This is a genomic window from Chloracidobacterium validum, from assembly GCF_018304825.1.
Lineage (GTDB): Bacteria > Acidobacteriota > Blastocatellia > Chloracidobacteriales > Chloracidobacteriaceae > Chloracidobacterium > Chloracidobacterium validum.
On the sequence record NZ_CP072648.1, the window covers coordinates 2,181,455 to 2,207,760 of the forward strand.

Sequence of the window (26,306 nt, forward strand, 5' to 3'; positions counted from 1 at the left end):
GTTACCAGGTCCCCCAGAGCGCAAGGCCGAAGCCGTCGCGTTGACCTTGTGGACTATCACTAACTGGTTGCAGCCAGTGATCGGCGAGCTTGGATGCGGCGCCTCGTTCACAAGTGAAGAAGTAAACACTCCCGGCCGGCACCATGCGGCGAATCGGCTTCGGGCCGCGCGGTTGATGGTTCACCGTCGCCAGCGACCAGCCGGAGACGGCCTTCCAGCGGCCGGTACTCGCGCCGACAAGCGTGAGGCCGAAATCCTTCAGCGGCCCACACGCCAGGTCAGGTTTCCAGCCCTGCCTGAAGATTGCCGGAGTCGCCAGGATGAGACGAATCCGCGTCGCAGTCTCGAGCGCGTTCTGAATCTCGGACGGGCATGTCCACCCCGTGCCAGCCGATTGACAGACCTGCCAGTGTACCAGTCGCCGCTCCCCACCCAGCGGATGCCAGCATCCGAATGACTGACCGGGCTGCAATGTCGTCTCGGTTTCGGGAATGGTGACGCGAACGGACAGCTCAACGGTTGCGAACCGGTCCCCAAACCGTAGCTGTTGGCCATCCAACTTGACGCCAAACCTCGGCAAGTGCGTGACATTCAAATTAGCTGTCGCAAAGATTTGCCCTTCGGCGGCGGCTCCCCGTTCGGCATCAAGGCAGACGTGATCACGGGTATCTTGGAGCGGGCTGCGCAGGAAAGAGGAATCGAAAGCCACATCGTTGCCAAGCAACCACGTGGTGTACGGTCCGATCGGCCACCAGGCAGGAACTTCGGCCGGCTTGAAGTCTGCCTGCGCTTGCAATGAGGAGAGCATGACCGGCTGCAAGTTGTCCTCGGGCAGGTCGCAGCCATCATTGGCGCTCATCGGTTGCGGAATGACCCGGTGCAGTGTCTCGATGCCCCCGCCGTCGGCAGGCTTCGCGAGGGCATCGTTTGGAGCAGGCAAGTACAACTGTTCGTTATGAACGGGAAACGCGCCCGCGACCGCGATTTGCATCAAGCGGGGCAGGATGTCGTCGGAGAAATCCTGGCCACAGGCTTTGGCCAACGCCGTGCGGAACGACCCGGCGACAACCGATGGTAACGGCCAGGGCAGACCACGCATGCGGTTGCCTTGCCCTGCGCCAAATGGCCGCCCATCGCGGGCAATCAACGGATCGCGCGGCGTGAGTTGCAAGAAGATATTCATCGCGCCACCTCCTCGGCCGTGACTGACGGCGCCTCCGCTTGCTCTAACGCCATCGCGATCTGGTGGGCAATGAGCACTTCCTCCGTGAAGCGGCGCAGACTAGTGGCATCGGTCAGCCGAGTGCGCACAAGTTGTTCAATCTCCTCCAGGTAGTGGCGCCCTGCTTTCGGCTGTTTATCTCGGATTACACGCAAGACATCGGCGCACAGGGCTTGGGCCAGTGTCTCCTTTGGCCACCCGTCGTACACGTCTGCCAATTTCCGTAGGTCGTAGGGCAACTTGCTGGGAATCGCTTCCCGGCGGAGCAGTTCCGCGTAACGTTTCAGTCGTTGGTCGGGTTGGTCCTGCCACGGCGAACGAATTTGGATTGGCGCACCGCCGCGCTTGTGCAGGTGCACGGCCAAACCATCACGGTCTGGCTTTTTGGCGGCTTTCTCGGCCGCGCGGCCATATTCCAGCAAGTCTTCGAGGTTCTCCATGAAGTGGCCAATGGCAATGCCAACCGAAAGACTCAGGTTGCCATACATCGCCAGGCGTCGGCCGAAATCGTCGTGAAGCTGGCGGGCGCAATCGAGGCACTTGTCCACGGGCAGAAAGGCCAGCACGTCATCCCCGCCGGCATAGACCAGCACGCCACGGTTGGCATTGACGATCGTGTGGACTTGTTTTGCGAACCCTGAAAGGTTCTCCGAAAAGTCACGGTGCGCATCGGGCGAAGCCAAGGCCGCGATGGCAGCGCCGACCCTGTCCCCATCAGCGACGAGGACGGCGAGGTACGGAGAAGGCTCCGACAGCTTGCCTAAAGCATCCTGAATCTGCCCGATGCTCGTCGGCCAATCTTCCTCGTCAATTTCGGACCTCCACTCATGATGACGACTCTTGAAAACGACCGTGCCTTCGTAAGGGAAATCCTGGAACTGCGGGAAATGCTCTTCGTCGAGGTGATGTAAGACGTGTTTGGGAAGCGCTTTGCAAGCCTCTACCAAGTCTCCAAAGCTCGGTTTTTGTTTGTTGCCACGAATCCATGGGTCGGCCGCAACACGAGAAACGGAAGGGTACGGTCGCTTCCCCCCGGCAACGCGCTTGACCAAGCCAACGACATCGAGTTGTTCCCCCTTGCGAATCCGAAGCTGCGTACGTAATCGCTCAGGCCATGGCTCGCGTGCGGGGTCTTTGAGTACTGACTCTCGCTGTCCGTCCAGGGATGACTTGGGCACGCCGGCCCGTCCCTTCGCCGGCGCAAAGTCTCGGCAGTTCTTGCGCCCGGCCAGCAGCCGCATCAGTCGCGCGCGGTCGGACTGGTACGGCGACGGGTCGGTACGCGCAACCCAAGCCGCGTAGAACTCGATGACGTCGTCAACTTGGTCGCCCCAGATGTCCTGGCGGATGGCGCCGGCGGCTTCCTCGTAGGCCTCATTGGCGAACGCAAGCCATGTCTGATGGGCTTCGTGCTTTGCTTGAGCTGCCACATGTTTTGGCTCCCCTGAGGGCAACTCCGCCAGGATGACGTTGGCAACGTTATCCACGTTGGAAGAGGCCGGGAAAATAAGCTTTCCGCCGTTGGCTTCAACCGATTTGGCCGCTGCCCGACTCATCTCGGACAGCAAATATGAACCAAACCACAGATCGCGGGTTCGCCGCGCGGCTGCGATGAACTCCTGCACCGGCCCAATAGAGATGACAAGTAGGTAGCTCATCGCGTCACCTCCGTGAAGCCTTTGGACTTGGCATAGGCGAGGAAGGCCTCAATCGCCGAGCCGTTCGGTGACCCTGCTAGGGGTGAGTTTGGGTACGTTGCAAGGTCTGGGTGGCGGATTCTAAGCGGCCCTACCTGCTGGACCTGCTGGTGGAGGGCAACTCCCGTCAAGGTGGGCGTCTTCAGCCTGACAATGAGCGGCACGAAGTTGCCGTCTTGTAGTGCCACTGGCTTGAGAATCAGCGGACTGGCCATTCGTTCACGCTCGTTGCCTTGTGGGTCGTCGTCTGGGTACAGAACCGTGTCAGGCGGCTCACCATTTTTTTGGTCTTGAAAGTGGAAGACGATGGGCAACCCTAGTTCTGCTCTGGGAAAGGCATCGTCGGGAATATGGTTGAGCCGAGCATGGCGGGGGCTCCGATGACCGGTTATGCGGCGAATGGTTTCGGGTTCCGGGTAGCGTGAGCGCCCGGGCCGATTGGCTCCCGGTTGCCCCGGGTTGCGCCCCACGCCTTCACCTTGACGGAAATGCCGGAAATGATGGATGGCATCACTCCAGGCATCCGATGCAGTGCCGAACGCTTTGCCGACCAAAAAGGCTTGTGCCAAAACAGGCCAGCCTTTTGGCTGGTCTGCCGTGAGGTAAGCCCTGGCTTTTGAAATGAGGTCAGCGAGGTGCTCTGGGATCAGTGAAGGACACCTTATCGCTCCGCAACCGCGCCGGGTTCGACTGCCAAGCCCGCCGAAGTTGACCCAGGCCCAGAGCGCCGGCTCAACCTGTTGCTCGAAGTCGATGGACTTGTGGCAGAGCACGGTCAGCCGAAAGCTGGCCGAGTGGATGCACGACGCTGGCTCCGTCTCGATTGTTTTCCGACCGCTCTCGAGCTTGCCCTGAAACGGAAACAGTACGTAAGACAAGTCCGGTTTGTTGAACGGCTCTTTCCAGGTCGGTATCGAACGATAGCGACTATTGTCATGTCTGTCCCGATCATATTGCGCACAAGGGGTGGGTGCGCTGAACACTAACTTGTCTACCCGCACTTGCACGCGGCTTGCTTGCGTGGTGTCGCCCCAGACGGCAGACTGCGCGCTCCGCAACTCTTCCGGCTTTGCGTACTGGGCTCCCACCGTCGCCCGCCACCAGAACTGCAACTGGCCCCGGATCGCAGTCGGGCGGATCGGAAAGCTTGGGTCGTTGGTCTGGGTGGAGACCCCGCCGCCGAACATCGGTGTAATCAGTTCGATGTCGTAGGCCCGGACCGTTGACGTGAGGTTTACGTGGGGCAGTGGGGGACAATCGGGAAGCTGACCGAACCGTGGCATGGGTTTCGTTTCGCAAGCAACAGATAAAAATGCAAGAAAACTACCCGCGGCTGTGGGGGCCGAGTTGACCCGAACCATTCGATGCCGGGTGACTTGCCTTGGCTTACCTAGGCCGTCTGGATTGGATGTTTCTAACCCAGCCTTCAGGCTGTTCGCGCGTTCAATCGAGACCCGCCGATGAGCCGAAATCCGGGATGTTGACGTTAGGTTCGCTGGTATATCCGGTTCAGCGCATGAACGGTGTCGTTCTGAATGATTTGGGCCAAAAACAAAAGCTCCTCAGGTAGGACTCGAACCTACAACCCTTCGGTTAACAGCCGAATGCTCTGCCATTGAGCTACTGAGGAATGAGGAATCGTCTTTGTACCGACCTCGGCGCGGCTTGTCAATGGCTTTTGTTTAGGATTCGCCAAAGAGCGGGGATTGGACGGTCTCAAGCCGTCGCCGTGGCTCAACCCCAAGGTGGGCGTAGGCCGCGCTTGTGACGATGCGCCCGCGCGGCGTCCGGTTGAGAAACCCTATCTGGATCAAGTAAGGCTCGTAAATTTCTTCAATGGCGTCTTTTTCTTCGTTGATTGCGGCTGAAATCGTCCCCAGTCCGACCGGGCCACCATCAAACTTCTCGATAATCGTCAATAACAGCTTGCGATCCACTTCATCGAGGCCGAACTTGTCCACTTCCAGCCGGTCGAGCGCCTCACTGGCGACTGTGGCCGTGATCCGTCCGTCGTAAATGACCTCGGCAATATCGCGCACCCGCCGCAGCAGGCGGTTGGCAATCCGGGGCGTCCCACGCGCCCGCCGGGCAATTTCTGCCGCGCCGGCGCTGTCAATGGGTGTATCGAGAATGCGCGCCGAACGCCGCACAATCTCCTGCAAGTGTTCCGGTGTGTAAAAGTCGAGGTGCAGATTGATACCAAAGCGTCCCCGCAGCGGGGCCGTAATCAGCCCGGCGCGGGTCGTTGCCCCAATCAGCGTAAAGCGCGGCAAGTCAAGCTTGATGGACCGCGCTGAAGGCCCCTGTCCAATGACGATGTCGAGCTGAAAGTCTTCCATGGCCGGGTAGAGAATTTCCTCAATCGCCGGCGATAGACGATGAATTTCGTCAATGAACAAAACGTCCCGCTCTTGAAGGTTGGTGAGAATGGCCGCCAAGTCGCCGGACTTCTCGATGACCGGGCCGGCCGTGGACTTGATGTCAACCCCCATCTCGTTGGCGACGACCATCGCCAGCGTCGTTTTGCCCAATCCTGGAGGTCCGCACAGCAAAAGGTGATCGAGCGGCTCGCCGCGGCGGCGGGCCGCCTGCATAAAAACCCCGAGGTTGTCCGTGGCACGGGTCTGACCAATGTACTCACGCAGGAAACGCGGACGGAGCGACGACTCGACACCGTGGTCGTCACTATCCGTTTCACCGGCGACAAGTCGCCGCGCCCTGGTCTGATCGGTATCCTGCATGCCCAGGCCGTCCAGCACGTGTGGCTAGTTTTTGAAGCCCTCCACCGAACGCGCCGGGGATGCCGTCAGCCGGCGCACATTTTCCGCCAGGGCGCGTGCCTGTGGAACTTCAGTGATGGCGCGCTTGACGACGGCTTCTTCTCGAATGATGACTTCCTGCGCAGTATCAAAGCCGTAGGCCGCCGTTAAGATCTCACGCCGAAGTTGCTGCCGCAAAAACCCATCATTGCCAGATAAAATGCTCGGTGACAGGCCAAGCTCTTGCAAGCGTCCCTGCGCAAACGTCTTGAACGCGGCAAGCAACTTGTCCGTCACCGGATAGTCGCTTTCCTGAAGCAAATGGTTGAAATTCACATCGCTTGGCACACGGTAGTCAGCAAAGCCTTCGACTTGCCCATTGGCTAGCAAGCGCCCAAACAAGAACGTCAGGCTCGTGAGCTGCCCCTGCGCCACAGTGTAGGTCTCGCCCTTGACCTCGACATCCGGTGTAATCCCCAAGCCTCCATAAACCGTTCGCTTACCGTCGGTAAGGTATTTTGTCAGCCCATCTTTGCCGGTTGCTTCGGTCTGCGAGCGGCGACGCTGATAGTCATAGAGCGAAACATTGTCATAGCGACGCTGAATGAGTCGTCCGGTCGGTGTGTAGTACTTTGCCGAAGTCAGGGTCAGCCCATAGCCGTCCGGCAGTCGGTAAGGCGTCTGTACCAAACCCTTGCCAAAGGTCGTTTCTCCAACCAGCAGGGCGCGGTCATGATCCTGGAGCGCGCCGGCGAGAATCTCCGCAGCGCTGGCGCTGCCGCCGTTGATGAGCACCACCAGCGGAATATCCTCCGGGCTAGGGTTGTTGGCCGTCAGGGCATTTTCATACGTCATACCCCGTGGCGTCCGGCCGCGGATACTCACAATCTTCTGTCCCCGTTGGAGAAAGAGTTCGGCAATCGCGCGCGCAGCATCCACCAGTCCACCGGGATTGTCGCGCTGGTCAAGCACTACGGCCTTGGCGCCCCGCCCGCGCAACTGACGGATGGCCGCCGCGACCTCCTCGCCACTCGCCTGAGCGAAACCACGCCGAAACGCCAAGTAGCCAATTTCCGGTGTCAGCAGGAACACATTCGACACCGACGGCTGCCCAACCGAGTCGCGGACAATCCGCACCGTGATGGGCGCTGACTCGCCGGGACGGTTGACCGTGACCGTCACCGCCGTACTCCGCAGCCCGCGTAGGTGCGAACGCACTTTCGACACATCCCAGCCTTCAGTTGATTCGCCATCCACGGCCACGATCTCATCGCCATAGCGCAGCCCTGCGCGATAGGCGGGCGTGTCCGCAATCGGCGACCAAATGTAAACCTTGTTGCCATGCTGCGTGATAAGTGAACCAATGCCGGAGTAGTTGGCTTGCTGCTGGCTGCGAAACTCGTTGAACTCCTCGCGGGTGAAGAAGTTCGAGTGCGGATCAAGGGTACGCAGCATGCCGGTTGCCGCTGCATCACAGATGCGCTCATGGTCGAGCGGTCCGGCGTAGTGCTCTTCGACGAGCGTGAGCGCCTCGACGTAAGAGGTGGTTACGGCTTTGCCTTTCCAAACATCGCCCCCGGCGGCTTCAGGGCCGAGTCCGAAATCAACTTCCTGGGCGTGGACGTGTCCGCGTCCCGTATGGCTCAACAACACTGGAAACCCGGTCAACCAGGCAGTGCAAACCAAACTGACGACGCCGGCGGTGAACCGCGATGGGGTTCGAGTAAAAGACTTCATAGGCAGGTCAACGTAGGGGAATGCAGGGTTGAGGAGCGCAGCTCAGATGCATCTCAAACGAGCCGCGAGGTCACAAGCTCACCTATTGTTGGATGTTACTGGCAGCCGGTCAAGCCCTGGCCGACGCCTGTGCCACTGGATGATTGAAAAGCCGTTCCTACGCGCTATAGTCAGCCCTTATCTGCGTTGCCGAGGAAGATGGAGTTCAACTTATGCAGGCCTGTGTTATCACGCTTGGTTGTCAAATGAATGAATACGACACCCACGCTATCCAGTCTCAGTTGGCCAGCATCGGCTACTCGTTCGTGGATGATATTCACGATGCCGATTTGGTCTTGGTCAACACCTGTGCCGTGCGCGGAAAGCCCGTTGAGAAAGCACGCTCCATTCTGGGCGCGTTGCGCAAGGAGAAAAAGCGACGGACTGTGACGATTGGGCTGATGGGATGCCTTGCCCAGTTGCCCGAAGGTCAGGCCATGGGCGCTAAGTTTGGGGTGGACATCATGCTTGGACCCGGCGCACTGACCGATCTCATTCCAGCCCTCCGCCAGGGCAAGTTTCAAAACTTTGCCTTCAAGGATGAACTGCGCGATTACGCGCCACCGCCGCCAAACGGTGCGCTCTCAGCGCATGTAGCCATTACGCGCGGCTGTAACCACAAGTGCACGTACTGCATCGTTCCGACGACCCGCGGCCCAGAAGTCTCGCGTCCGGCGGCCGATATTTTACGTGAAGTCGAAGCCCTCCGTGACGCCGGGGTGGTCGAGGTGAGCTTGCTCGGCCAGAACGTCAACAGCTACGGCCTGGAACCAGGCCTTGGACCGCATCGGAAGCCACTACCGGGCTTCCCTTCCTTTGCCGAACTTCTACGCATGGTGGGGCAAGTTGGCCTGCCACGGGTTCGTTTCATCACCAGCCACCCGATCAACTTCACCGACGATATTATCGCGGCGATTGCCGAAACGCCGGCCGTATGCCAGTACATTCACCTGCCGGTACAGGCCGGAGCGAATCGGACGCTGCGTCGCATGGCGCGTGAATACACCCGCGAATACTACCTTGACCGGGTCGCCGCCATCCGGTCTCAACTACCCGACGCGACGCTCTCCACCGACATCATCTGCGGCTTTCCGGGTGAAACCGAAGAAGACTTTGAAGAAACACTGACACTCTATGACGCCGTGCAGTTCGACATGGCGTTTATGTTCATTTACTCCGAACGGGAAGGCACGCCGGCGGCGGCGCACTTTGATGACATCCCCCATCCGGTGAAGGTGGCGCGCCTGATGCGCCTCATCGAACGCCAAAAACACTGGAGCTGGCTCAACTATCGGCGATGGGTTGGACGGATGGTTGAAGTGCTCGTCAAAGGCCCGGCGCATGAAGGCGACTTGATGCAGGGCCACACGCGGGGCAACCACACGGTCGTCCTGCCGCGCGCCGTTGCGCCTAAGCCGGGGCTTTACGCCGTGCGCATTGCCCATGCGACGCCGCATATGCTCTATGCCGAAGGCGTAGCCATCCCGGAAGGGCGGCCGGCGGCCACAGCCGCCTGAAGCCACGTTGAACCTTTGCTCAGCAGCCGGTGCAACCACAGCCATGACCGAAGCCGAACGCATGAGGCTATATGCGAAAGTCATCGGGACACTTGGTGACCGCGCACTGCCAAGGCTGTATGAAACGCTTGTCTTGAGTCAGCGCACGCGGCGCTTCGCGCTATTTCCTGCGCCTTGCCTCCGTCGCCCGGTCGTCCAGATTCAGTACACATTACTCGGTATCGAGTTGAAAGTTGGGCGACGGCGGTTGAGCTGCCCGGACATGGCAACCGCGCGCTACCTTGCCGTGTTTGCCCAGTTAGGCGTCTCTGCGGTTGCCGTGCCCTACGATATTTCCCAGCTTCCGAGGGTTGCCGATGCGTTTGAAACCGCTTGGCAGCAGTTTTTGCTCGCGACTGAACATCAGGTACAAGCCTTGTCCCCGCGCCTGAGAAATCGCGCGCGAAGCCATTTGCTCGATACCACGCGGGAAGCCATCGAAGCCCTTGGCGCTGGTGCCGCGAGGCCAGTCTTTGTTCAAACCACACGCCAGCGGCCGCGCTCGGAACCGTCGCGCGCCTGACTGAACACTTATGACCGAAGCCCGTAGCTCATTTCGTCACGATGGGTTGGATTGGCAAAGCCTGTCCCCCCGTTCCTTGGCCCTGGTTTTGGCGGGGATTGCCGTCCTGGTGTATGCCAATACGCTGGGCCATGACTTTGCCTACGACGATTGGTTGGTCATCGTGGATAACCCAGGTGTTCGGCTCGCTGATTGGCGAGCGCTCTGGTTGCGTGGTTACTGGGGGCATGTCACCGGCGGCGGCGGCAACTATCGCCCGCTGACCGTAACGACCTTTGCCGTAGAATACTGGCTTTGGGGAGCGCGTCCGGCCGGATACCACCTAACCAATGTGCTCCTCCACGCCGCCAACGTCATGTGGCTCTTTGCGCTGCTCCGGCGTTATCGGGTTCCAGTTGGTGTTGCGGCCTTGGCGGCACTCATCTTTGCCGTACATCCAGTGCATACTGAAGCCGTGGCGAATGTCGCCGGACGCTCGGAACTGCTCGGCATGGTTTTTGGCGGGCTGATGTGGTGGGCATGGCTAGAGGGGCGAATCGGTGGCGTCCCCGGTTGGTTCTGGCGCGGTGGCGCGGCGCTCGCCTATTTGGCGGCTGTCCTTTCAAAAGAAAATATGATTGTGCTTCCGGCGGCGCTGTTCGTGGCTGAGTGGTTGGTCGGGCGTCATCAAACCCAGGCACAACCAAGTGCGCGTTGGTCGTGGCTTGGATGGAACTGGCTCCGCCGGGATGGGTGGACATTCGGCGTCTTTTTGTTGGCGCTCGGTCCGTACTTTGGGTTGCGCGCGTTGGCTGGTGAGGGCGTGACGCAGGCGGTCGCGGTTGGGCATGTTCCACTGGCTGGTTGGACGCTCTGGGAACGCTTGGTCATCATGCTGGGCGTCGGGTTGACATGGTACCGGCTCGTTCTGGTCGGCTACCCGCTGCAAGTATTTTACAGTGTTCGAGAGTTTGAGCTTACACCAACGCCGCACTGGCGTGTCGTCATCGGAGCGATTATCACGGCCGGGTTGATTGGTTTAGCCATGGCTTGTTTTCAGCGCGCACCACTTGTCACGTTTGCCGTGGCGTTCTGGTTCATCACCTTGGCGGTGACGAGCAACGTCTTGCTTTCGATAGGAGCGCTGCTTGCCGAGCGGTGGCTGTACCTACCTTCAGTCGCGGCAGCATTGCTCTTGGCGGCAGGTGGCGTTCAGGGGTTGCGACGTGGCGGCCCGGTGCGCGCAACTGCGCTAGCCGGGATCACGGGTCTGCTTGTCTTCTACAGTGTGATCGCGGTGCAGCGAAATCGTGACTGGCAAAACAATGTCACCATTTTTGAAAGCCTGATTGCCACCGCCCCACAAAATCCATCTGGTTACATGATGCTCGGGCAGGAGCTGATGCTCACCGACCCGCAGCGCGCGCGGGCGTTACAGGAAGCCGCGCTAAGGATTGACCCAGAACTTTTACCCCCGCAGGGAAACCTAGCGGAGCTTGATTTACGCGCCGGTAACCCCACTGCCGCGCGCGACCGTTTTGCACGGTTATTGGCTCAAGAACCGGCTCATCTCCCCACGCCGTCGGGTGAGTGGGCTGACTGGCACGCTTTGTACGCTAAGTCGCTCGCGCTGACCGGAGACCTGCCGGCGGCAATGGAACAAGCGCAAATTGCATTACGCCAATCCCCGCACTCATTGATCGTTCTCTTTGAAACCAGCCAGGTGTTTCTGCAAGCGGGTCAAGTTGAGGCGGCGCTGGCTGGGTTTCGACAGCTCACGGTCCACGACCGAGAGCAGGGGCGCGCCTACGGCAACCTAGCAACGGTACTTATCGAACTCGAACGCTATGCCGAAGCTGAAGATGTTCTCCTGAAAGGACTTCAGCTCGTTCCCGGGGCTGAATCGCTGCAAACCCGATTGGATTTTGTTCGCCAGAAGCAGGCAGCGGCTACGCCGTCTGCCGGGCGTTCATCGTCCGGTGTATCACCGTGAGCAGGACCTACTCACCACGTCAAATCGCCTTGGGAGTCATTGCGTTAGCGATTTTGGTGTACGCCAATACGCTAGCAAATGGCTTTGTGTACGACGACATCAGCATTGTGCAGTCCAATCCCTACATCACGGACTGGCGGCGTATCCCATGGCTTTTCACCAAAGGCTACTGGAGCCATAAAGCCGGCGGCGGCGGCAACTATCGCCCGCTGGCTGTGGTCACCTTTGCGCTGGAGTACGCGGTCTGGGGTATCGCTCCAATGGGGTATCACCTGACCAACATCTTGCTCCATGCGGCGAATGTAGGGATGGTCTTTCACGTGCTGCGGCTCTACCGTGCTTCTCTAGGGGTGGCCGGCGTATCGGCCCTGGTCTTTGCCGTGCATCCCGTTCATACCGACGCGGTGGCAAGCGTTGTCGGGCGTGGGGAACTGTTGGGGATGTTTTTTGGGGGGCTTATGTGGTGGGCGTGGGTCAACGCCCGTCAAGCGGGCAGGCGATCGCGTGATCGAGCACAGCCTAAGCTCAGAGGGGTATGGCGTTGGCGCGGCGCAGCCGCGCTTGCTTACCTGGCGGCGCTGCTCTCGAAAGAGAACATGATTACCTTGCCAGCGGCCCTGTGGTTGGCGGAAGTTCTCCATGCGCGCCGAGCCTGCTTGGCACATGGGATGTGGACAACACGTTTGAGCTGCCTGTGGCACCTGACACGCCCTTTTTGGGTCTTGGCCGTTCCGCTGGTTCCGTACTTTTGGTTGCGCTCCCTTGCTGGTGAAGGCGTCTCACAAGTGGCCGGGGTGGGGGCGGTGCCGCTGGCCGGTTACACGCTCTGGCAGCGCGCCGTCATCATGCTCGAGTCTGGGTTGACGTGGTACCGGCTCCTGTTCGTCGGGTATCCCCTGCGTCCGCACTATGATGGACTAAATGTCACGGTGACGCTGGATTGGACGTGGGGCAAGCTGGCTGGTTTACTTCTCAACGGCGGGCTGGTCGTTGCTCTGTGGTTGACTTGGCGGCGCGCGCCACTCGTTGCCTTTGCCATCGGTTTTTGGTTTATCACGCTTGCCATTGTGAGCAACGTACCCATCCCGCTCGGCGCCTTGTTTGGCGAGCGCTGGCTGTATGTGCCATCGGCAGGCTATGCCGTGGCCTTCGGCTATGGCGTCTGGCTAGCTTGGGGCAAGGCCGGGCAAGGGAGATGGGTGGCTTCGGCTTGGCAGCTACGCCCTGAGACCATCCAGTTGTGTCTGCTCCTGATGGCAGGCTGCACGATAGGAAGCTATGTGTACCGCACGACGCACCGAAATCTCGACTGGCGGGATAACTACACCCTGTTTTCCCGATTTATTGAAACCGACCCACAGCACCCAACTGGTTATGTCAATATCGGCGACGTGATAATGCGCTCCCAACCCGAGCAAGCGCGGGTCTTTTATGAAAAGGCGCTCGAACTCGAACCGCGCCAGGCCGTGGCCGGCCTTACGCTGGCAGCGATTGACATCGGAGCCGGAGCTTTTGAACCAGCACGGAAACGCCTGGAACGGATGCTTACCAAGGAGCCACCTGATTTACCGCTCCCGTCCAATCACTGGAGCCTCACGCACGCACTCTATGCTCAGTCCCTGGCTGCGCTGGGTGAACGCGAGCGGGGGCGGCAAGAAGCCCAAACGGCCCTGCGTTACGCGCCGGACGCCCCACAAGCGCTACTCACGGCAGGAGAGGCTTTTGTCTCGGTTGGCGAGCGTTCCACGGCAATCGAAGTCTATCGGCGCTTGGTAAGCCTGTTGCCGCATGCGGGCGGCCCACGCGCGCGACTCGGTGTCTTGCTGCTCGAAGCCGGCGATGCCGCCGCCGCCGAACGGGAGCTAACCATTGCCGCACAACAGTTGCCCGATTCGCCACTGGTCAAAGATTGGCTTGAGCAAGCGCGGCGACAGGCTGCTATTCAGCCGTAAAACCGGATGCCAGAAAAAGCAAAAGCCCTGAACTGCTCCAGGGCTTCAACGTGGATGCGGGGACGGGATTTGAACCCGTGACCTTTGGGTTATGAGCCCAACGAGCTACCGGACTGCTCCACCCCGCGGCAAGGTCGGCTGCCTGTATCAAGGCAGCCATTGTTTATAACGGTTACAGGGGCTGTTCTGTCAAGTCATTTAAGTTATTTCGTACATTATTTTGCGATCCCATCCACAGGGCTAGCGCGTGGAGGATGGCCTCCACGGCTTCACCCGGCGGTGATGCCCCGACAAGCACGCCAATGTCCGCTTGGGCGTAAGCGGCCCGGCGGCTTTCGTAGAGCTTTTGAGCATCAGCGAGCGACTTCCAAAGTGGACGGCTGCCGTCTCCAGCGATCCGCGTCGCCAGCACTTCAAAGGGCACATCGAGCCAGATGCTACAGCCAATCCGCCGGATGTCAGCGCGGTTCTCAGCTACCGTGAAGGTTCCGCCCCCCAGCGCCACGATCTGCCATCGGGTTGGGTCTTGGGCAAGTTCGGCGCACACCTGACGGAGGACCGCCTGCTCAACTTGGCGGAACCCAGCTTCGCCTTCCTGCTGAAAGAGTTCAGGGATGGCACGTCCCGTGGACTGTGTGATGCGCTCGTCAAGGTCAATGAAGCAACCACCAAGGCGCTTGGCAAGGCGTTGCCCGATGGTTGTCTTACCGCAACCCATGAACCCAACGAGAAAGACGATGCCACTTGTGTTGAGCGCGGTGCGCATAAGACGAGGCCATTCAGTGCGGGATAGTTTGCTCGCAGCCGTCTCGATAACTTTTGGGGCTCAATAACTTTGGGGATGACGGCCCCGCAACTCGGTCGCAACGAGCAGCGAAAAGCGCCAAAGGAAACTCGATGCGGAAAGTCTTGTCGCTCAGGCTGGTCAACAGTAACATAGTATTTTCGCCGCACGCACAAGGCACGATGAGTCTGCTGCGTAGGAACACATGCCTCGACGTTCACATCCCAGCTCAAACAACAGTGGTTCGATAAACTTTCTCGCGCAAGGCTTGGCCTCTAGTTTTTTGGCGATGGATTCATTTGGCTAATGGCGGTGGGCATGAGCAACACGGTGTCCAATCTGCTTGTGGTGTCGCTGACTGGGACCGGACAGGAACGTTCCTTTGTCTTTGACAAGGAAGCCGTCACCATTGGGGCTGGGGCTGGCTGCGACGTCGTGCTGGACCTGCCAGGAGCGGCGGTGCCGGGTGCGGTCGCGGCCATCCATCGTCGAGCGCAGCGGTTGGAGCTGTTCGTCCATGATGCTGATCACTACGCTTTCCGGGTCAATGACGAACTTCATACACCGGCTGATGGAACACCTATTGCGCTTGCCAATGGTGATGTGGTGGCCGTCGAGCCGCGGAACGTGGACGGGAGTGGCGAACCAGCGAAAGTGTTGGTGCAAGTCGTTGCCAAGCCATCAGCAAGTTCGCTACCGCCGGAAGGCCTGATGCAGTTCCCGGAGGTGGACGCTGGCGGGCAACTCCATCCAAGAACGGCAACGCGCTTTCTTCGGGAACTCGTCTTTGCCCTGTATGCCGAGATGCCGACCTGGGTCCGCGCCGTGGCCCTGCTCCTGACCGTGCTCATTCCCATTTCCGTCATGTCGGCCACGGTGATCGTGTTCGTGTTTCTCTGGAATTACGCCAAGCTCACCGAGGACTTGCGCAGCAAAAACCGCAATTCAGGTATTCAAATTGATGCGCTTCTAGAGGAAAACGAAAAACTCAAGAACCGGCTCAAGGACTACGAGGAAGCCATCAACTTCGCGCCGAAGATTGCGACGAACTATCGGGGCGGGGTCTGCCTCATTGTCGGGTCGTACAGTTATCGGGATGCTCAACAACGCCCGCTGCGGTATCTGGACCATAGCTTTGACGACAGCCGGGCGCTTTCTGCCGATGGCAAGCTCAATGTGAGCTTTGAAGGCACCGGCAATGAATTTATTGAGGAGTTTAGCGGTACGGGATTTGTCGTCGCCGATGGGGTCATTCTGACCAACCGGCATATCGCGCAGCCGTGGTGGACCGATCCCACGGATAAGCTGATTACGCAGCTCGGCGGCAAACCTTATGTCAAGGAAATTCAAGCCTACTTCCCAGAACACAAGTCACCGTTCGTTCTCAAGCCGGTCGGTTTCTCTCAGGAAAGCGATGTGGCGATGTGCACCTTCACGCCAGGCGATGCCAAAATACCCAAGCTTCCCATTGAAGGCTTTGGTGACGACGATGGGCGATCACTGCCGGATATTACCGGACAAGCCATTTTGCTCATGGGATTTCCAAACGGGGTCGAAGTGCTGGTGGCCCAGTTGACCGACGGACAACTCAAGCGTGATCTGGAGCGTCGCCTCAAAGTTTCTGAAAAAGCCATTTTGCTGGCCCAGCGCGGCGAGCTTGTCCCACTCGTGACCCAAGGCCACGTCACCCGGCTTGTAGCGGGCCGGATTGTCCACGATGCGGCCACACAGGAAGGTGGCTCCGGCAGTCCAATCTTCAACAGCGCCGGGAAAGTCATCGGTATCAACGCGCAAGTCACCGTGGATGAAGGCGGCGGCCAAGTGCCAGGCAACAACTTGGCCGTACCCATTCGGTCGGCCTTCAAGCTTCTGCGAGAGATGGGGAAGCCGCTTGGCTAGTGCCTCAGCGAATCATTGCCGCCAAGTGCATCACGTGCGTGCGCTGCTGTTCGACTTGGACGGCACACTGGTAGATTCGCGGCGCGACTTGGCCACGGCACTTGACCTGACGCTGGCCGACCTTGGGCTGCCGCTGCTTGGCGTGGAAGTCGTGACCCGCCTGGTTGGGGATGGGGCGCGGCGACTGGTCGAACGTGGGTTGGCAGCTTCTCGCCCAGAAGCGATATTTTCTGAAACCTTCCTTGCCGATGCGCTTCGGGCGTTCAAGGCGCACTATGCCCAAGTTCTGCTGGCAACGACGCGCCCATACCCAAATGTCCACGCCGTCCTCGAACACTTTGCCGGACTTCCCAAGGCCGTTGTCACGAACAAACCGGCTGGGTTCTCGGAAACTATTTTGGTCGGGCTTGGGTTGCGGGCGTACTTCATCACTGTCATTGGCGGCGATACGCTACCAGAACGCAAGCCGCATCCGGCGCCGGTGCAGGCCGCGCTGTTGGCCTGTGGCATTGTCAAGCCGGCCGAGGCGGTGATGATTGGCGACAGCCCCAATGACATTCGGGCCGGGCGGGCGGCTGGAACGCTTACTTGTGGCGTGACCTATGGGTTTCGTCTGGCTGATGAGTTGGCGGAGGCGGATGTCGTGATTGACGACTTGGCTGGCCTCGTTGAATCGTTCCAAGCATTTCATCCTGGAGTACCGCGCGATGACTCGTTATCGCATGCTGGCGGTTGACCTGGACGGCACGCTGCTTGCGCCAGACAGCCAATTGACCCCGCGCACCCGCGCGGCGATGGAACGTGCCATTCGGGAATACCACGTGGCCGTCGTGATTGCCACCGGCCGGCGATTTCATTCAGCCCGTCCGATTGCCCGTGACGCAGGCCTCACGACCCCCCTGGTGACGCATAATGGAGCGCTCGTCAAAGATGTCGAGACATCGGCGGTGTATCACTACCAGCCACTCGACTTGGACGTAGCCCGCGAACTACTCAACTTGGGGAAGGCCTTCGGAGCGGACACCATCGCGCTCGATGACCCAGAGGGCGACGGTCGGATTTTGACCGATGGCGTTTCCGAGCGGAATGCTTCCTTGCGGTACTATCTGGAACTCAACCGCCAGTACGTGCACCGCGTGGACAACCTCCCGGCGTCGGTCGCCGCGCCCATAACCCAGGTGATGTTTTGTGGCTCCTGCGCGTCCATGCAGGCGCTGGCGGAAGTTCTGGAGCGCGACATGGCCGCTGAAGCGCGGTTGCTCATGACAACCTACCCGCACAATGACATGACGATTCTCGACCTGATGCACCCGGAATGCTCAAAAGCCACCGGAATTGCCCACGTCGCTGCCCAGTTTGGGATTGCGCCAGAGGAAATTCTGGCGGTGGGCGACAACTACAACGATCTCGACATGCTGCACTACGCCGGACGCGGGATACTGATGGGCAACGCCGAACCCAAACTCAAAGCCATGGGATTTGAGCTAACCGCTCCCAATACCGAGGACGGGGTGGCGCAAGTCATCGAGACCTACATTTTTGGATCGTCTGCGTCGCCAGCTTGACGCGCAGCACCCAAGCCATGGATGGGTTGGGGTGCGCAGCGTGACCTCCCTCGCGGCAGATAGGATTATGCGCCTACCGATTCCACCACGTACGCTGGTCGCCTTGGCCGGAGCATCCGGTTCCGGCAAGACAACCTTTGCGCATCGCCATTTTGCGCCGACCGAAGTGCTCTCATCCGACGCCTTTCGGCGGCTTGTGTCCGACGATGAAAACGACCAGTCAGCCACCGAAGATGCTTTCGATGCGCTTTATTTCATTGCCGCCCGGCGGCTGGCGCGGGGACGGCTCGTTGTCATAGATGCTACGCATAGCCACGCCACTGCGCGCGCGCGGCTGCGCGCGTTTGCCACCGCCCAGGGCGTCGAAGTGCTGTTGATCGTCTTTGACTTACCGCTCGAAACTTGCTTGGCTGGCAATGCGGCCCGCATGACGCGCTCCGTGCCACCATTCGTTATTGAACGACAGCATGCGGCGCTGAGGCAGGCCTGTCCGACACTGGCGGACGAAGGTTTTTCAACCGTCGTCTTGTTGGAGACCTGGGAAGCCGTGGCGTCGGTGGTTGTCGTCCGCGAACCATAACCGACTGGGCAGGTCTGGTGCTGGTTGGTGGTTGCCTTCCAGGGACTGTGCTAGCGTGAAGAAAAGCCCAATCAGCTACGTTTAGGAGACCGTTTATGAGGGTAGTAACATTTGTACAGACTGCACTTCTCGGGGGATGCTTGTTGACGGCGGCCTGTGGTGATGCACCGCGCCCAGTTTCCTCGAATGCCCCAGCCCCGGCTGGCGGCTACGGCACAAGCCCACAATCGTCGCCGGCTGCCATGCCCGCCGGGCAGTCCCCGTCGCCAGCCGGTGAGGCCGCGCCCAAGTATGGCGACCCGGTGACGGATGAAAATTTTGTCAAGCTCCTCAAACCAGAAACTGCCGCAATGGTCGAAAAAGTCCGCAAGTTGCAGTCTGCCTACGCGGCCGCACCGGGGAATGCTGCCCTGAAACGTGACCTTGTGGCAGCCAAGGTTGAGTATGGCAACGCTTTGCGTGACCTTGGGCAGGCCGGCCCGCGCATTTACTATCCGGCGGCCCTCCGCATGTATCGCCAAGTGCTGGCACTGGACGCCGACAACAAAGAGGCAACTGAAAAGAAGAAAGAAATCGAGCTGATCTATCAAAGCATGGGGCGTCCGATCCCAGAGTGAACACCCTGTCCCTTTGCCGCCTTGCGATAGCTCGGCTATAGTCTCAGGCTGAAGGAGTCGTATGGCGTGGCAGACTGGCCTCCGAAGCTTGCAGGAAAGAAATTTGCAAGAAATATGTAGTTCCTTTGAGCGATATTCGGGAAGCAACAAGGAAAACGATACCCATGAGCGCAGTCTTTACCAAGCTCGATGCGAGCGCCAAGCCGGACGCTAACCCGTCACCGAACGGGTTGCCTGCGGCCGAACACCACTGGGAAGCAACCACCCTGGCCCAAACGCTAGCCAAGATGCCAGAACGTCGTTCGGACTTTACGACCGTTTCACTTCGACCCGTGAAACGACTCTACACCCCGAATGACTTGCCAGACTTTGACTACGAGCGTGACTTGGGGTTTCCAGGGGCGTTTCCGTACACGCGCGGTATCCATGCGACCGGTTATCGGGGCAAGCCGTGGACGATGCGCCAGTTTGCTGGCTTTGGCTCACCTGAAGACACGAACCGGCGGTTCAAGTACCTGCTGGAGCAAGGTCAAACTGGCCTATCCGTGGCCTTCGACTTGCCGACCTTGATGGGGTATGACGCGGATAGCCCCTTCTCCCTGGGTGAAGTCGGCAAGTGTGGCGTCGCTGTGTCAAGCCTGGCCGATATGGAAACGCTATTCGATGGTATTCCATTGGAGCAGGTAACGACCTCGATGACCATCAATGCACCGGCCTCGGTCATTTTCGCCATGTTCATCGTGGCAGCCGAGAAGCAAGGCGCTGATTTGAGAAAAGTCTCCGGCACGCTCCAAAACGATATTCTCAAGGAATACATTGCCCAGAAGGAATGGATTTATCCACCGCGTCCGGCCATGCGGTTGGTGACGGATAGTATCGCCTTCTGCGTTGAACGCATGCCCAAGTTCAACCCCGTCTCGATTTCGGGCTACCACATCCGGGAAGCTGGGGCAACGGCAGCTCAGGAGTTAGCCTTCACGCTGCGCGATGGGATTGAGTATGTCCAGCATTGCGTGGACGCCGGCCTCGACGTAGATGACTTTGCCCCACGCCTCTCGTTTTTCTTCAATGCCCACAATGACTTTTTCGAGGAAATAGCCAAGTATCGCGCGGCGCGGCGGCTCTGGGCGCGCATCATGCGGGATCGCTTTGGGGCGCGGCAGGAACGTTCGTGGATGCTACGGTTTCATGCCCAAACCGCCGGGTGCACACTGACTGCGCAGCAGCCGTACAACAATGTCGTGCGGGTGGCGATTCAGGCGCTGGCGGCAGTTCTCGGTGGAACACAGTCACTGCACACCAACTCGCTGGATGAAACCCTGGCCCTGCCGTCCGAGCAGGCCGCAACCATTGCGCTGCGGACACAGCAAATCATCGCCCATGAAACGGGCGTCATCAACACGGTTGATCCACTTGGCGGCAGTTACTTTGTCGAGAAGCTGACCAACGATCTCGAAGCCGAAGCTTTTGATTACATCCAGCGAATTGACGCCATGGGGGGCATGGTAGCGGCCATCGAGGCCGGGTTCCCGCAGAAAGAGATTCAGGAAGCGTCGTATCAGTACCAGAAGGTCGTTGACAGCCGCGACAAGGTCATCGTCGGTGTCAACGGCTTTACCCAATCGGAGAACCAGGAAGTTCCGTTGCTTTTGATTGATGAAGCGGCCGAACGGGCGCAGCGCGAACGGCTGGCAGCCTTGCGTGCCCGGCGGGACAACGTGGCGGTCGAGCGCGCGTTGCAAGCGCTGGTTGAAGGCGCGAAAACCAGCGCCAACACAATGCCGCTCATCATCGAAGCGGTTCGGGCCTATGCGACCCTCGGCGAAATTTGCGACTGCTTACGTCCAGTTTTTGGGGAATATCAAGAGCCTGCATTCTAGCTCAACCTTGAAAAGACTCTGCTTATGGCACGCATTCTCGTAATTGACGATGAGCCAGACGTGCGTCTGGCAACCGTGATGTCCTTGCAGCGTGGGGGTCATTCGACCACGGAAGCGGATAGTGGTGTTACCGCCATGCGGCTGCTTCAGCAAGCCGGCCCATTCGACCTTATCGTGTGCGATGTCATGATGCCCGGCATGACTGGCCACGAGGTCTGTCAACTTGTCCGTCTCAACCAGGCAACCAAGGATATTCCGTTCATTTTCCTGAGCGCGAAACGCGATGTTGAGGAGCGCGCGGAAGGCATTGGGCTTGGCGCAGACGATTATCTAGGCAAGCCGTTTGCCCTGGAGGAGTTACTCATTCGGGTCAATAGCGCGCTCGCCAAGCACCAGGCGGTTGTTTTGGGGAAGGCGACACCGGACCCACTCCAGCAAATCACACTCGCACAGTGCATTGATTTGGTTGTCCGCCACAAGTTGAGCGGTCGGTTGACGACACTCATCAAGGCAGCCCAGGAAGGAGGCGGGCCGATTTCTGGCGCAATCTTCTTTGAAGGGGGACATGCCGTTCATGCCAAACTTGAGGACCGGCTGGGCGAAAGCGCAGTTCGGGAAATCTTGGCGTCACCCCTGTTGATGTATTCGTTTGAAGCCTACGAAGTGACCGATCAGATCACGATGGCGATGGATATTACGCGACTCATCAAGAAGCACGGGTAATCCCCTGCGCTGGTTAGCTTGCCAGTCAGGATTGCATACGAGGTGGCGGGTGTGGTCGTATAGACAATACCGGCACGGCCTTTCACGCATACCTTTAACCGCCTTTGGTTGTACGCTATGGAGCGCATCGCTTCAACCACAGCTCCGCCGCCGGCCGCGTCTCGGCGAGCGGTATCGGAAGAGCTGTCACCGGTCACACCTTCGCTGGATGAAATTGAGCGTGAACTCAACGAGCGCTTGCTCAAGCTTGGTTTACCGGCGTTGGGTTCGGCTGAAGCGACAGCGGCGCGTGAAACGACTCTACTACGGACGGATGTCGGCCGGGCAACCCAAGTTCTGAATCTGAGCGAGCTACGGACGGCGCTGCGGCAGCAAGTTCGGATTGCCGAAATCAAAGACCAAATCACAGTCGTCATCACCGACTGGCATCGTGAACAGTTTCGCACCGGCGAAATCAAAATTGCCGAGTTCGAGGTTCGGGCGGCTGACATTCTGCTGCCTTACTGCCGCGAATTCATTCCAAGCTTTCCTCAGGAGATGCGTCCGGTTGAGCTGGCGGTTGACCTCAACCTTGAAGCCATCCTTCGGGCGACGTTGCCGCGGGCCGGTGGGCGCGAGTTGACGAGCGAGGAAATTGAGACGGCCGCAGTCCAGGTCTTGCAGGCGCTTCTGAAGCATCCGCTCATCCCCCAAGCGCACGCCGATCGGGCGGAAGTCAGCCTCCAGACAACAGTCCTCAAGGACAAAAACGGCACCGCCGTCTATTCGCCCTCGGATGCTACCTACCTCAAGCGGCTCATCGAAGAACGGAACCTGCTTGACCGGGAAGGCGAGATTGGCCTGTTGGCCATGCTGATTAGCGCGCGCAAGTGGCAAAAAATCACCGACGATACCCTGTTTGCCGCCGCCGTGGAATACACGCTCGAAGCCCTCGCCAAGCGGCGCGGCATCCCGAGTATTGTCTTGCGCAATGAAGGGCCAGATCACCCGGTGGCTTATATTCTGGGCGAGTATATTCAACACCACTTGGCTGAGTCGCTGGAAGGACAGATTGGGTTTGTTGAAGCATTTCTCAGCACAGCCGTGCAGGTGCTGGCCGAAGACGGCCCGCGCTTTGTTGAAGCCGTTCGGCAAACCTATGTGCCACGGCTTCGGCAGGTTTTCTTTGATCAGTTTCCAGAAGTCTTGCACCGCTTCTTCTATAACTTTGAACGGGAATTCTTGAGTTCTTCCCGCACGCTGCGGAGCAAGCTGTTTTTGCTCAAACGGATTGGCGACTTCTGCGAACTGGCCTTTTACTGCCATGACGCGGTGCACAAGTTTGCGACCCCAACCGGTGACATCTACGCCATCGAGCGGATCAACGAAGGCACGGCGCACTTTGCGCGCCGCAACGGATTGCCGCTGGCAGATGGCATGGATGTTTTCAATCAGCGCAACACCTTGGCAGAGATCCTCATCAGTGCCATCAAGCACCGCCGTTCCCTGCCTTCGCCAGTTGGCAATACCGACGAACTACAGAGACAGTCTGAAAACTTGGCAACGAGCGACTTGCTCAACTGCCTGAACTACTTGCGACGTGCCTTCGACCACGATTATGCGCGCGCACGAGAGAATAGTTATGAGCAGTACCTTCATTGGCGCGGCCTCATTCTTGAGTGGAGCCGAACCTATGTCCGGCTCCTGACCGGGCGGACGCCCGACGATGTGGAGCAGTATCATCTGGACGGCATTGCCGCCTGGCACATTGAACAAGAAATCTCATTTACCAAAGTAAACTTCCCCTCGGTGTACCACCGCGACCAGGCTTCTGGGCTGACCGGCACGCCTACCATGCGCCAACCACAGGACATTCTCAAGGAGTCGTTTTTGCGTTTCTGGCGGAATTTCCACGTCAGCATTCTCACGCGGGCACAGGCACGCGCTGAAGCCGAGGAGCGCATTTTTTCGGGGGAAAAAAGTGACCGTCACGCCGCGCGGTTGTCAGTAGATGACTTAGGCAAGCGGGCTTTTTTGGCGCGCAGTGACTTGCCTTTGGCGACCTACACCTTTGAGCGCCTGGCGCAGCACGTGACGCCACAAACCCACGATGCGACGGTGATAACGCAGTCCCTAGAAATGGTTCTGGAACTTTCGAGCCAGGCTTACACATCTGAAGAAGTCGCGGCAGCACGCAACTGTTTGCGCCGCGTGCAGCGCCGACTCGATGACCTGCTCGCGCTGAGTGAAAACGAGCGCCTTGAATATCGTTCTCGGATTCCTGCGATGATCCGCGATCTCGACCGTCGGGAGCCAATCCGGTTGGCATCCTACGTCGTGGCACTGGGCGACCTGGAAACCCCGGAACTCACGGATGAACGGGTCCTGGTGGAGTGGAAAACGCTAGAGACGACCATTCAGCGTCTCAAACAGATTGCTGCCACACTGACGATGGTGCGGTCGCGTCCGGCATTGCAGGCACTGGTGCGCACTTTCGGCGAGTGGTATGCGGCGCTCCCGGAATCTACTGATGTCGCTGAACGGCGGACCTATGCGCAACGCTGGCAAGACATCCAGGAACTGGCTCAGGTGAACATCGTGGTTTGGTGGATTCGACGACTGTTTCTGCGCATGGTTTGGATGCTCCAGTGCGTCGCCTCCGTCCCAGACTGGAAGCCACCAGAGACCTACGTGCTCGAAGACCTTTTAGGACTGGATACGCCGCCAGTTCGCCTGCGTGATTTGGAAACGGTGTTGGCAGCCTCCCCCCTGCCCAGCGTTGCGCGCTTGGCTGAACTGCTGCGGAATACGCTCATGGAACGGCTTGACCCGGCCAGCGGCGGTGGCTACTACACCAACGATGAGCGTCGCTTGCTGGAGAGTCGGCTGCTGCGAGTCGAACAACTTGCCCGGCGTTCACCGTGGAAAGCGGCCCTGACCCGCTGGACTTATGGCGCATTCCGGGTCTGCCTCATACCGTTTCGCCGCACGGTAGCCAGTGCGCGAGCCAGCCATCCCCAACGCTCATGACCAGAACCAATGACGCTCACAAACTCGGCTGATGCGGCCGCAGGCAACGGTCCCCGTGACCTTGGCCGGGAGGGTGAAACCCTCGCCGCTCGCTTTCTTATCCAGCGGGGGATGCGCATCGTCGCCTGCAATGTGCGGGTTCCGGTCGGGCGGGCGCGCACCGGCGGGCGCGTCCATGGCGAAATTGACATTGTAGCCTTTGATGGACCAACCCTGGTTTTTGTGGAAGTCAAAACCCGCACCACCGACGCCGTAGCCGCACCGGAACGTGCCGTGACGACCGCGAAGCAGCGGCGCTTGCGCCGTGCTGCCCACCGCTACCGGGCGCTGATTGGGCCGGCGGAAGCGCCCTATCGTTTTGACGTGGCGACGGTCGTTTGGCCTCCGGCGGGACCGCCAGCCATCCAGCTTCTCAAGGATTTTTTCCGACCATGACCACACCTCCCCGCTTGGTTGTCCTCATCTCCGGCCGTGGGTCGAACCTCCGGGCGCTGCTTGAAGCCATTGAGCAGCAGCGGTTACGCGCAACGCTGGCGGCTGTCATCAGCAATCGCGCCGACGCGGCCGGACTGCGCTTTGCTGAAGCCCAGGGTATCCCAACTCAAGTGGTTTCCCATGTGGGGCTGTCGCGCACAGCCCATTCAGAGGCGCTGCGTGACGCCGTGCTGCCCTTTGAGCCACAACTGATTTGCCTTGCCGGTTTTATGCGTTTGCTGGCCCCAGCCTTCACGCAGGCGTTTCCCTGGCGCATTGTCAATATCCATCCATCGTTGCTCCCGGCCTTCCCTGGACTGGATGCCCAACAGCAGGCATTTGACTACGGGGTAAAGGTTTCCGGCTGCACCGTTCATCTGGTGGACGACGAACTCGACCACGGTCCGATTGTCATGCAGTCCGCTGTACCAGTTCTTGACGACGACACCCCGGAAACTCTGGCAGCGCGTATTTTGATGGCTGAACACAAGACCTACCCAGCGGCCGTCGAGCGGTTGCTCCACGAAGCTTGGGAAATTGTTGGGCGGCGGGTGATGTTTCAGTCGTCCCAGTCGGCGTAGTAAACCACGCGCCGAGGAGGAACCCGACGGGCAAAAGCCCAGACCAGGATGGCCCCGACCACAAAGCCACCGATATGCGCCCACCAGGCCGTGCCACCGCCCTGTGCCGTCTCGACGCTCAGCGTCGCCACCCCTGACGCAAAGTTTTGGAAAATCCAGATGCCAAGGAAAATCCACGCCGGCACTTCAACGGTGAAGAAAAACAAAAGCACCGGCACCAGCACCAGCACCCGCGCATGCGGATACAGGCAAATGTACGCGCCCAGCACACCAGCAATCGCGCCGCTTGCGCCCAGACTCGGAATGTGGCTGGTCGGATCGGACACAATATGCGCCCCCGAGGCTAAGATTCCGCACAAAATATAAAACACCAAATACCTGACGTGTCCCATCCGGTCTTCGACGTTGTCGCCGAAAATCCACAGGTACAGCATATTGCCGATGATGTGGAGCCATCCGCCATGGAGAAACATCGAGGTCAAGAGCGGCACGACTAGGTCGGTCCAGTCCACCCGACCGCGGTTGAGCGGGCTGAAGTAGAGAAAGTATTCGTACGGTTGGACGGCAAACTGATAGAAAAAGACGCGCAACTGACGTTCCGTGAGCGTCAGTTCAAAAATGAAGACGACCACATTGATCACGATCAGACCGATGTTGATGAACGGAATGCGGCTTGAGGGGATGTCGTCACGAATTGGAATCACGCGCCGTCTCCTTTACGGTTCGCTCAGGCGTTT

The 26,306-nt window shown here is 59.3% G+C and carries 21 protein-coding genes and 2 tRNA genes; 14 read left to right on the forward strand and 9 right to left on the reverse strand.

Annotated features, from left to right (window positions below; translation table 11 throughout):
• Window position 1: 1 nt before the first annotated feature.
• From J8C06_RS09105 to J8C06_RS09130, 6 genes are all read right to left on the reverse strand, one after another.
• Window positions 2-1,183 (reverse strand): type III-B CRISPR module-associated protein Cmr3, encoded by a 1,182-nt coding sequence (locus tag J8C06_RS09105; RefSeq protein WP_211428390.1) that lies wholly within the window; start codon window positions 1,181-1,183, stop codon window positions 2-4.
• Window positions 1,180-2,880, reverse strand: a complete 1,701-nt coding sequence (cas10, locus tag J8C06_RS09110; protein WP_211428391.1) for a type III-B CRISPR-associated protein Cas10/Cmr2 — start codon at window positions 2,878-2,880, stop codon at window positions 1,180-1,182. Before cas10 ends, J8C06_RS09105 begins: the two co-directional genes overlap by 4 nt.
• Complete coding sequence (cmr1, locus tag J8C06_RS09115; RefSeq protein WP_211428392.1) at window positions 2,877-4,202, reverse strand: type III-B CRISPR module RAMP protein Cmr1; 1,326 nt, start codon at window positions 4,200-4,202, stop codon at window positions 2,877-2,879. The genes cas10 and cmr1 overlap by 4 nt, the downstream gene beginning before the upstream one ends.
• 275 nt (window positions 4,203-4,477) lie before the next feature.
• Window positions 4,478-4,549, reverse strand: a tRNA-Asn gene (locus J8C06_RS09120).
• Between the two features lie 52 nt (window positions 4,550-4,601).
• Entirely contained in the window at window positions 4,602-5,660 is a 1,059-nt protein-coding gene (ruvB, locus tag J8C06_RS09125; protein WP_211428393.1) for a Holliday junction branch migration DNA helicase RuvB, read from the reverse strand.
• A 24-nt stretch (window positions 5,661-5,684) separates the two neighbouring features.
• Window positions 5,685-7,415: a S41 family peptidase gene (locus J8C06_RS09130; protein ID WP_211428394.1), complete on the reverse strand. Its 1,731-nt coding sequence runs from the start codon at window positions 7,413-7,415 to the stop codon at window positions 5,685-5,687.
• Between the two features lie 212 nt (window positions 7,416-7,627).
• Between J8C06_RS09130 and miaB the strand changes: the two genes are divergently transcribed.
• Genes miaB through J8C06_RS09150 form a run of 4 tightly spaced genes read left to right on the forward strand, consistent with a single transcriptional unit; the run spans window position 7,628 to window position 13,457 of the window.
• Complete coding sequence (miaB, locus tag J8C06_RS09135) at window positions 7,628-8,971, forward strand: tRNA (N6-isopentenyl adenosine(37)-C2)-methylthiotransferase MiaB (RefSeq protein ID WP_211428395.1); 1,344 nt, start codon at window positions 7,628-7,630, stop codon at window positions 8,969-8,971.
• Between the two features lie 43 nt (window positions 8,972-9,014).
• Window positions 9,015-9,533: a hypothetical protein gene (locus J8C06_RS09140; protein ID WP_211428396.1), complete on the forward strand. Its 519-nt coding sequence runs from the start codon at window positions 9,015-9,017 to the stop codon at window positions 9,531-9,533.
• 10 nt (window positions 9,534-9,543) lie between these two features.
• The gene (locus tag J8C06_RS09145; RefSeq protein ID WP_211428397.1) at window positions 9,544-11,505 is read left to right on the forward strand and encodes a tetratricopeptide repeat protein; all 1,962 of its coding nucleotides are present in this window, start codon (window positions 9,544-9,546) and stop codon (window positions 11,503-11,505) included.
• A complete protein-coding gene (locus J8C06_RS09150; RefSeq protein WP_211428398.1) occupies window positions 11,502-13,457 on the forward strand; it encodes a tetratricopeptide repeat protein in 1,956 nt (651 codons plus the stop codon). Before J8C06_RS09145 ends, J8C06_RS09150 begins: the two co-directional genes overlap by 4 nt.
• 51 nt (window positions 13,458-13,508) lie before the next feature.
• Here the strand turns inward: J8C06_RS09150 and J8C06_RS09155 are convergent.
• Together J8C06_RS09155 and J8C06_RS09160 are read right to left on the reverse strand one after the other, a co-directional pair.
• Window positions 13,509-13,585, reverse strand: a tRNA-Met gene (locus J8C06_RS09155).
• Window positions 13,586-13,629: 44 nt separating this feature from the next.
• On the reverse strand, window positions 13,630-14,223 hold the full coding sequence (locus tag J8C06_RS09160) for a shikimate kinase (RefSeq protein ID WP_211428399.1): 594 nt from the start codon (window positions 14,221-14,223) through the stop codon (window positions 13,630-13,632).
• A gap of 336 nt (window positions 14,224-14,559) precedes the next feature.
• On the opposite strand from J8C06_RS09160, the gene J8C06_RS09165 reads away from it, so the two are divergent.
• The 10 genes from J8C06_RS09165 to purN all read left to right on the forward strand — a co-directional run bounded on the left by J8C06_RS09165 (window position 14,560) and on the right by purN (window position 25,569).
• Window positions 14,560-16,140, forward strand: a complete 1,581-nt coding sequence (locus tag J8C06_RS09165; protein WP_211428400.1) for a S1 family peptidase — start codon at window positions 14,560-14,562, stop codon at window positions 16,138-16,140.
• 34 nt (window positions 16,141-16,174) lie between these two features.
• The gene (locus tag J8C06_RS09170; RefSeq protein ID WP_211428401.1) at window positions 16,175-16,876 is read left to right on the forward strand and encodes an HAD-IA family hydrolase; all 702 of its coding nucleotides are present in this window, start codon (window positions 16,175-16,177) and stop codon (window positions 16,874-16,876) included.
• Window positions 16,848-17,705 (forward strand): Cof-type HAD-IIB family hydrolase, encoded by an 858-nt coding sequence (locus tag J8C06_RS09175; protein WP_211428402.1) that lies wholly within the window; start codon window positions 16,848-16,850, stop codon window positions 17,703-17,705. The genes J8C06_RS09170 and J8C06_RS09175 overlap by 29 nt, the downstream gene beginning before the upstream one ends.
• A 67-nt stretch (window positions 17,706-17,772) precedes the next feature.
• Window positions 17,773-18,285, forward strand: coding sequence for an AAA family ATPase (locus J8C06_RS09180; RefSeq protein WP_211428403.1), 513 nt, complete (start codon window positions 17,773-17,775; stop codon window positions 18,283-18,285).
• 95 nt (window positions 18,286-18,380) lie between these two features.
• A complete protein-coding gene (locus J8C06_RS09185) occupies window positions 18,381-18,902 on the forward strand; it encodes a hypothetical protein (RefSeq protein WP_211428404.1) in 522 nt (173 codons plus the stop codon).
• A gap of 164 nt (window positions 18,903-19,066) precedes the next feature.
• A complete protein-coding gene (locus J8C06_RS09190) occupies window positions 19,067-20,782 on the forward strand; it encodes an acyl-CoA mutase large subunit family protein (RefSeq protein WP_211428405.1) in 1,716 nt (571 codons plus the stop codon).
• 24 nt (window positions 20,783-20,806) lie between these two features.
• Window positions 20,807-21,505: a response regulator transcription factor gene (locus tag J8C06_RS09195; RefSeq protein WP_211428406.1), complete on the forward strand. Its 699-nt coding sequence runs from the start codon at window positions 20,807-20,809 to the stop codon at window positions 21,503-21,505.
• Window positions 21,506-21,622: 117 nt separating this feature from the next.
• Window positions 21,623-24,514, forward strand: coding sequence for a hypothetical protein (locus tag J8C06_RS09200; RefSeq protein ID WP_211428407.1), 2,892 nt, complete (start codon window positions 21,623-21,625; stop codon window positions 24,512-24,514).
• A gap of 9 nt (window positions 24,515-24,523) precedes the next feature.
• On the forward strand, window positions 24,524-24,949 hold the full coding sequence (locus J8C06_RS09205) for a YraN family protein (protein WP_211428408.1): 426 nt from the start codon (window positions 24,524-24,526) through the stop codon (window positions 24,947-24,949).
• Entirely contained in the window at window positions 24,946-25,569 is a 624-nt protein-coding gene (gene purN, locus J8C06_RS09210) for a phosphoribosylglycinamide formyltransferase (RefSeq protein ID WP_211428409.1), read from the forward strand. Before J8C06_RS09205 ends, purN begins: the two co-directional genes overlap by 4 nt.
• On the opposite strand, the gene J8C06_RS09215 is transcribed toward purN, so the two are convergent.
• Window positions 25,548-26,273 carry a rhomboid family intramembrane serine protease gene (locus J8C06_RS09215; protein ID WP_211428410.1) on the reverse strand — a complete coding sequence of 242 codons (726 nt, stop codon included), beginning with the start codon at window positions 26,271-26,273 and terminating at the stop codon, window positions 25,548-25,550. The two genes, purN and J8C06_RS09215, sit on opposite strands and share 22 nt — an antisense overlap.
• Window positions 26,274-26,306 lie beyond the last annotated feature (33 nt).

Coding starts and splice junctions, on each gene's coding strand:
- J8C06_RS09105 (WP_211428390.1), bottom strand. CDS start 1,183: ATGAATATCTTCTTGCAACTCACGCCGCGCGATCCGTTGATTGCCCGC.
- cas10 (WP_211428391.1), bottom strand. CDS start 2,880: ATGAGCTACCTACTTGTCATCTCTATTGGGCCGGTGCAGGAGTTCATC.
- cmr1 (WP_211428392.1), bottom strand. CDS start 4,202: ATGCCACGGTTCGGTCAGCTTCCCGATTGTCCCCCACTGCCCCACGTA.
- ruvB (WP_211428393.1), bottom strand. CDS start 5,660: ATGCAGGATACCGATCAGACCAGGGCGCGGCGACTTGTCGCCGGTGAA.
- J8C06_RS09130 (WP_211428394.1), bottom strand. CDS start 7,415: ATGAAGTCTTTTACTCGAACCCCATCGCGGTTCACCGCCGGCGTCGTC.
- miaB (WP_211428395.1), top strand. CDS start 7,628: ATGCAGGCCTGTGTTATCACGCTTGGTTGTCAAATGAATGAATACGAC.
- J8C06_RS09140 (WP_211428396.1), top strand. CDS start 9,015: ATGACCGAAGCCGAACGCATGAGGCTATATGCGAAAGTCATCGGGACA.
- J8C06_RS09145 (WP_211428397.1), top strand. CDS start 9,544: ATGACCGAAGCCCGTAGCTCATTTCGTCACGATGGGTTGGATTGGCAA.
- J8C06_RS09160 (WP_211428399.1), bottom strand. CDS start 14,223: ATGCGCACCGCGCTCAACACAAGTGGCATCGTCTTTCTCGTTGGGTTC.
- J8C06_RS09165 (WP_211428400.1), top strand. CDS start 14,560: ATGAGCAACACGGTGTCCAATCTGCTTGTGGTGTCGCTGACTGGGACC.
- J8C06_RS09175 (WP_211428402.1), top strand. CDS start 16,848: ATGACTCGTTATCGCATGCTGGCGGTTGACCTGGACGGCACGCTGCTT.
- J8C06_RS09180 (WP_211428403.1), top strand. CDS start 17,773: ATGCGCCTACCGATTCCACCACGTACGCTGGTCGCCTTGGCCGGAGCA.
- J8C06_RS09185 (WP_211428404.1), top strand. CDS start 18,381: ATGAGGGTAGTAACATTTGTACAGACTGCACTTCTCGGGGGATGCTTG.
- J8C06_RS09190 (WP_211428405.1), top strand. CDS start 19,067: ATGAGCGCAGTCTTTACCAAGCTCGATGCGAGCGCCAAGCCGGACGCT.
- J8C06_RS09195 (WP_211428406.1), top strand. CDS start 20,807: ATGGCACGCATTCTCGTAATTGACGATGAGCCAGACGTGCGTCTGGCA.
- J8C06_RS09200 (WP_211428407.1), top strand. CDS start 21,623: ATGGAGCGCATCGCTTCAACCACAGCTCCGCCGCCGGCCGCGTCTCGG.
- J8C06_RS09205 (WP_211428408.1), top strand. CDS start 24,524: ATGACGCTCACAAACTCGGCTGATGCGGCCGCAGGCAACGGTCCCCGT.
- purN (WP_211428409.1), top strand. CDS start 24,946: ATGACCACACCTCCCCGCTTGGTTGTCCTCATCTCCGGCCGTGGGTCG.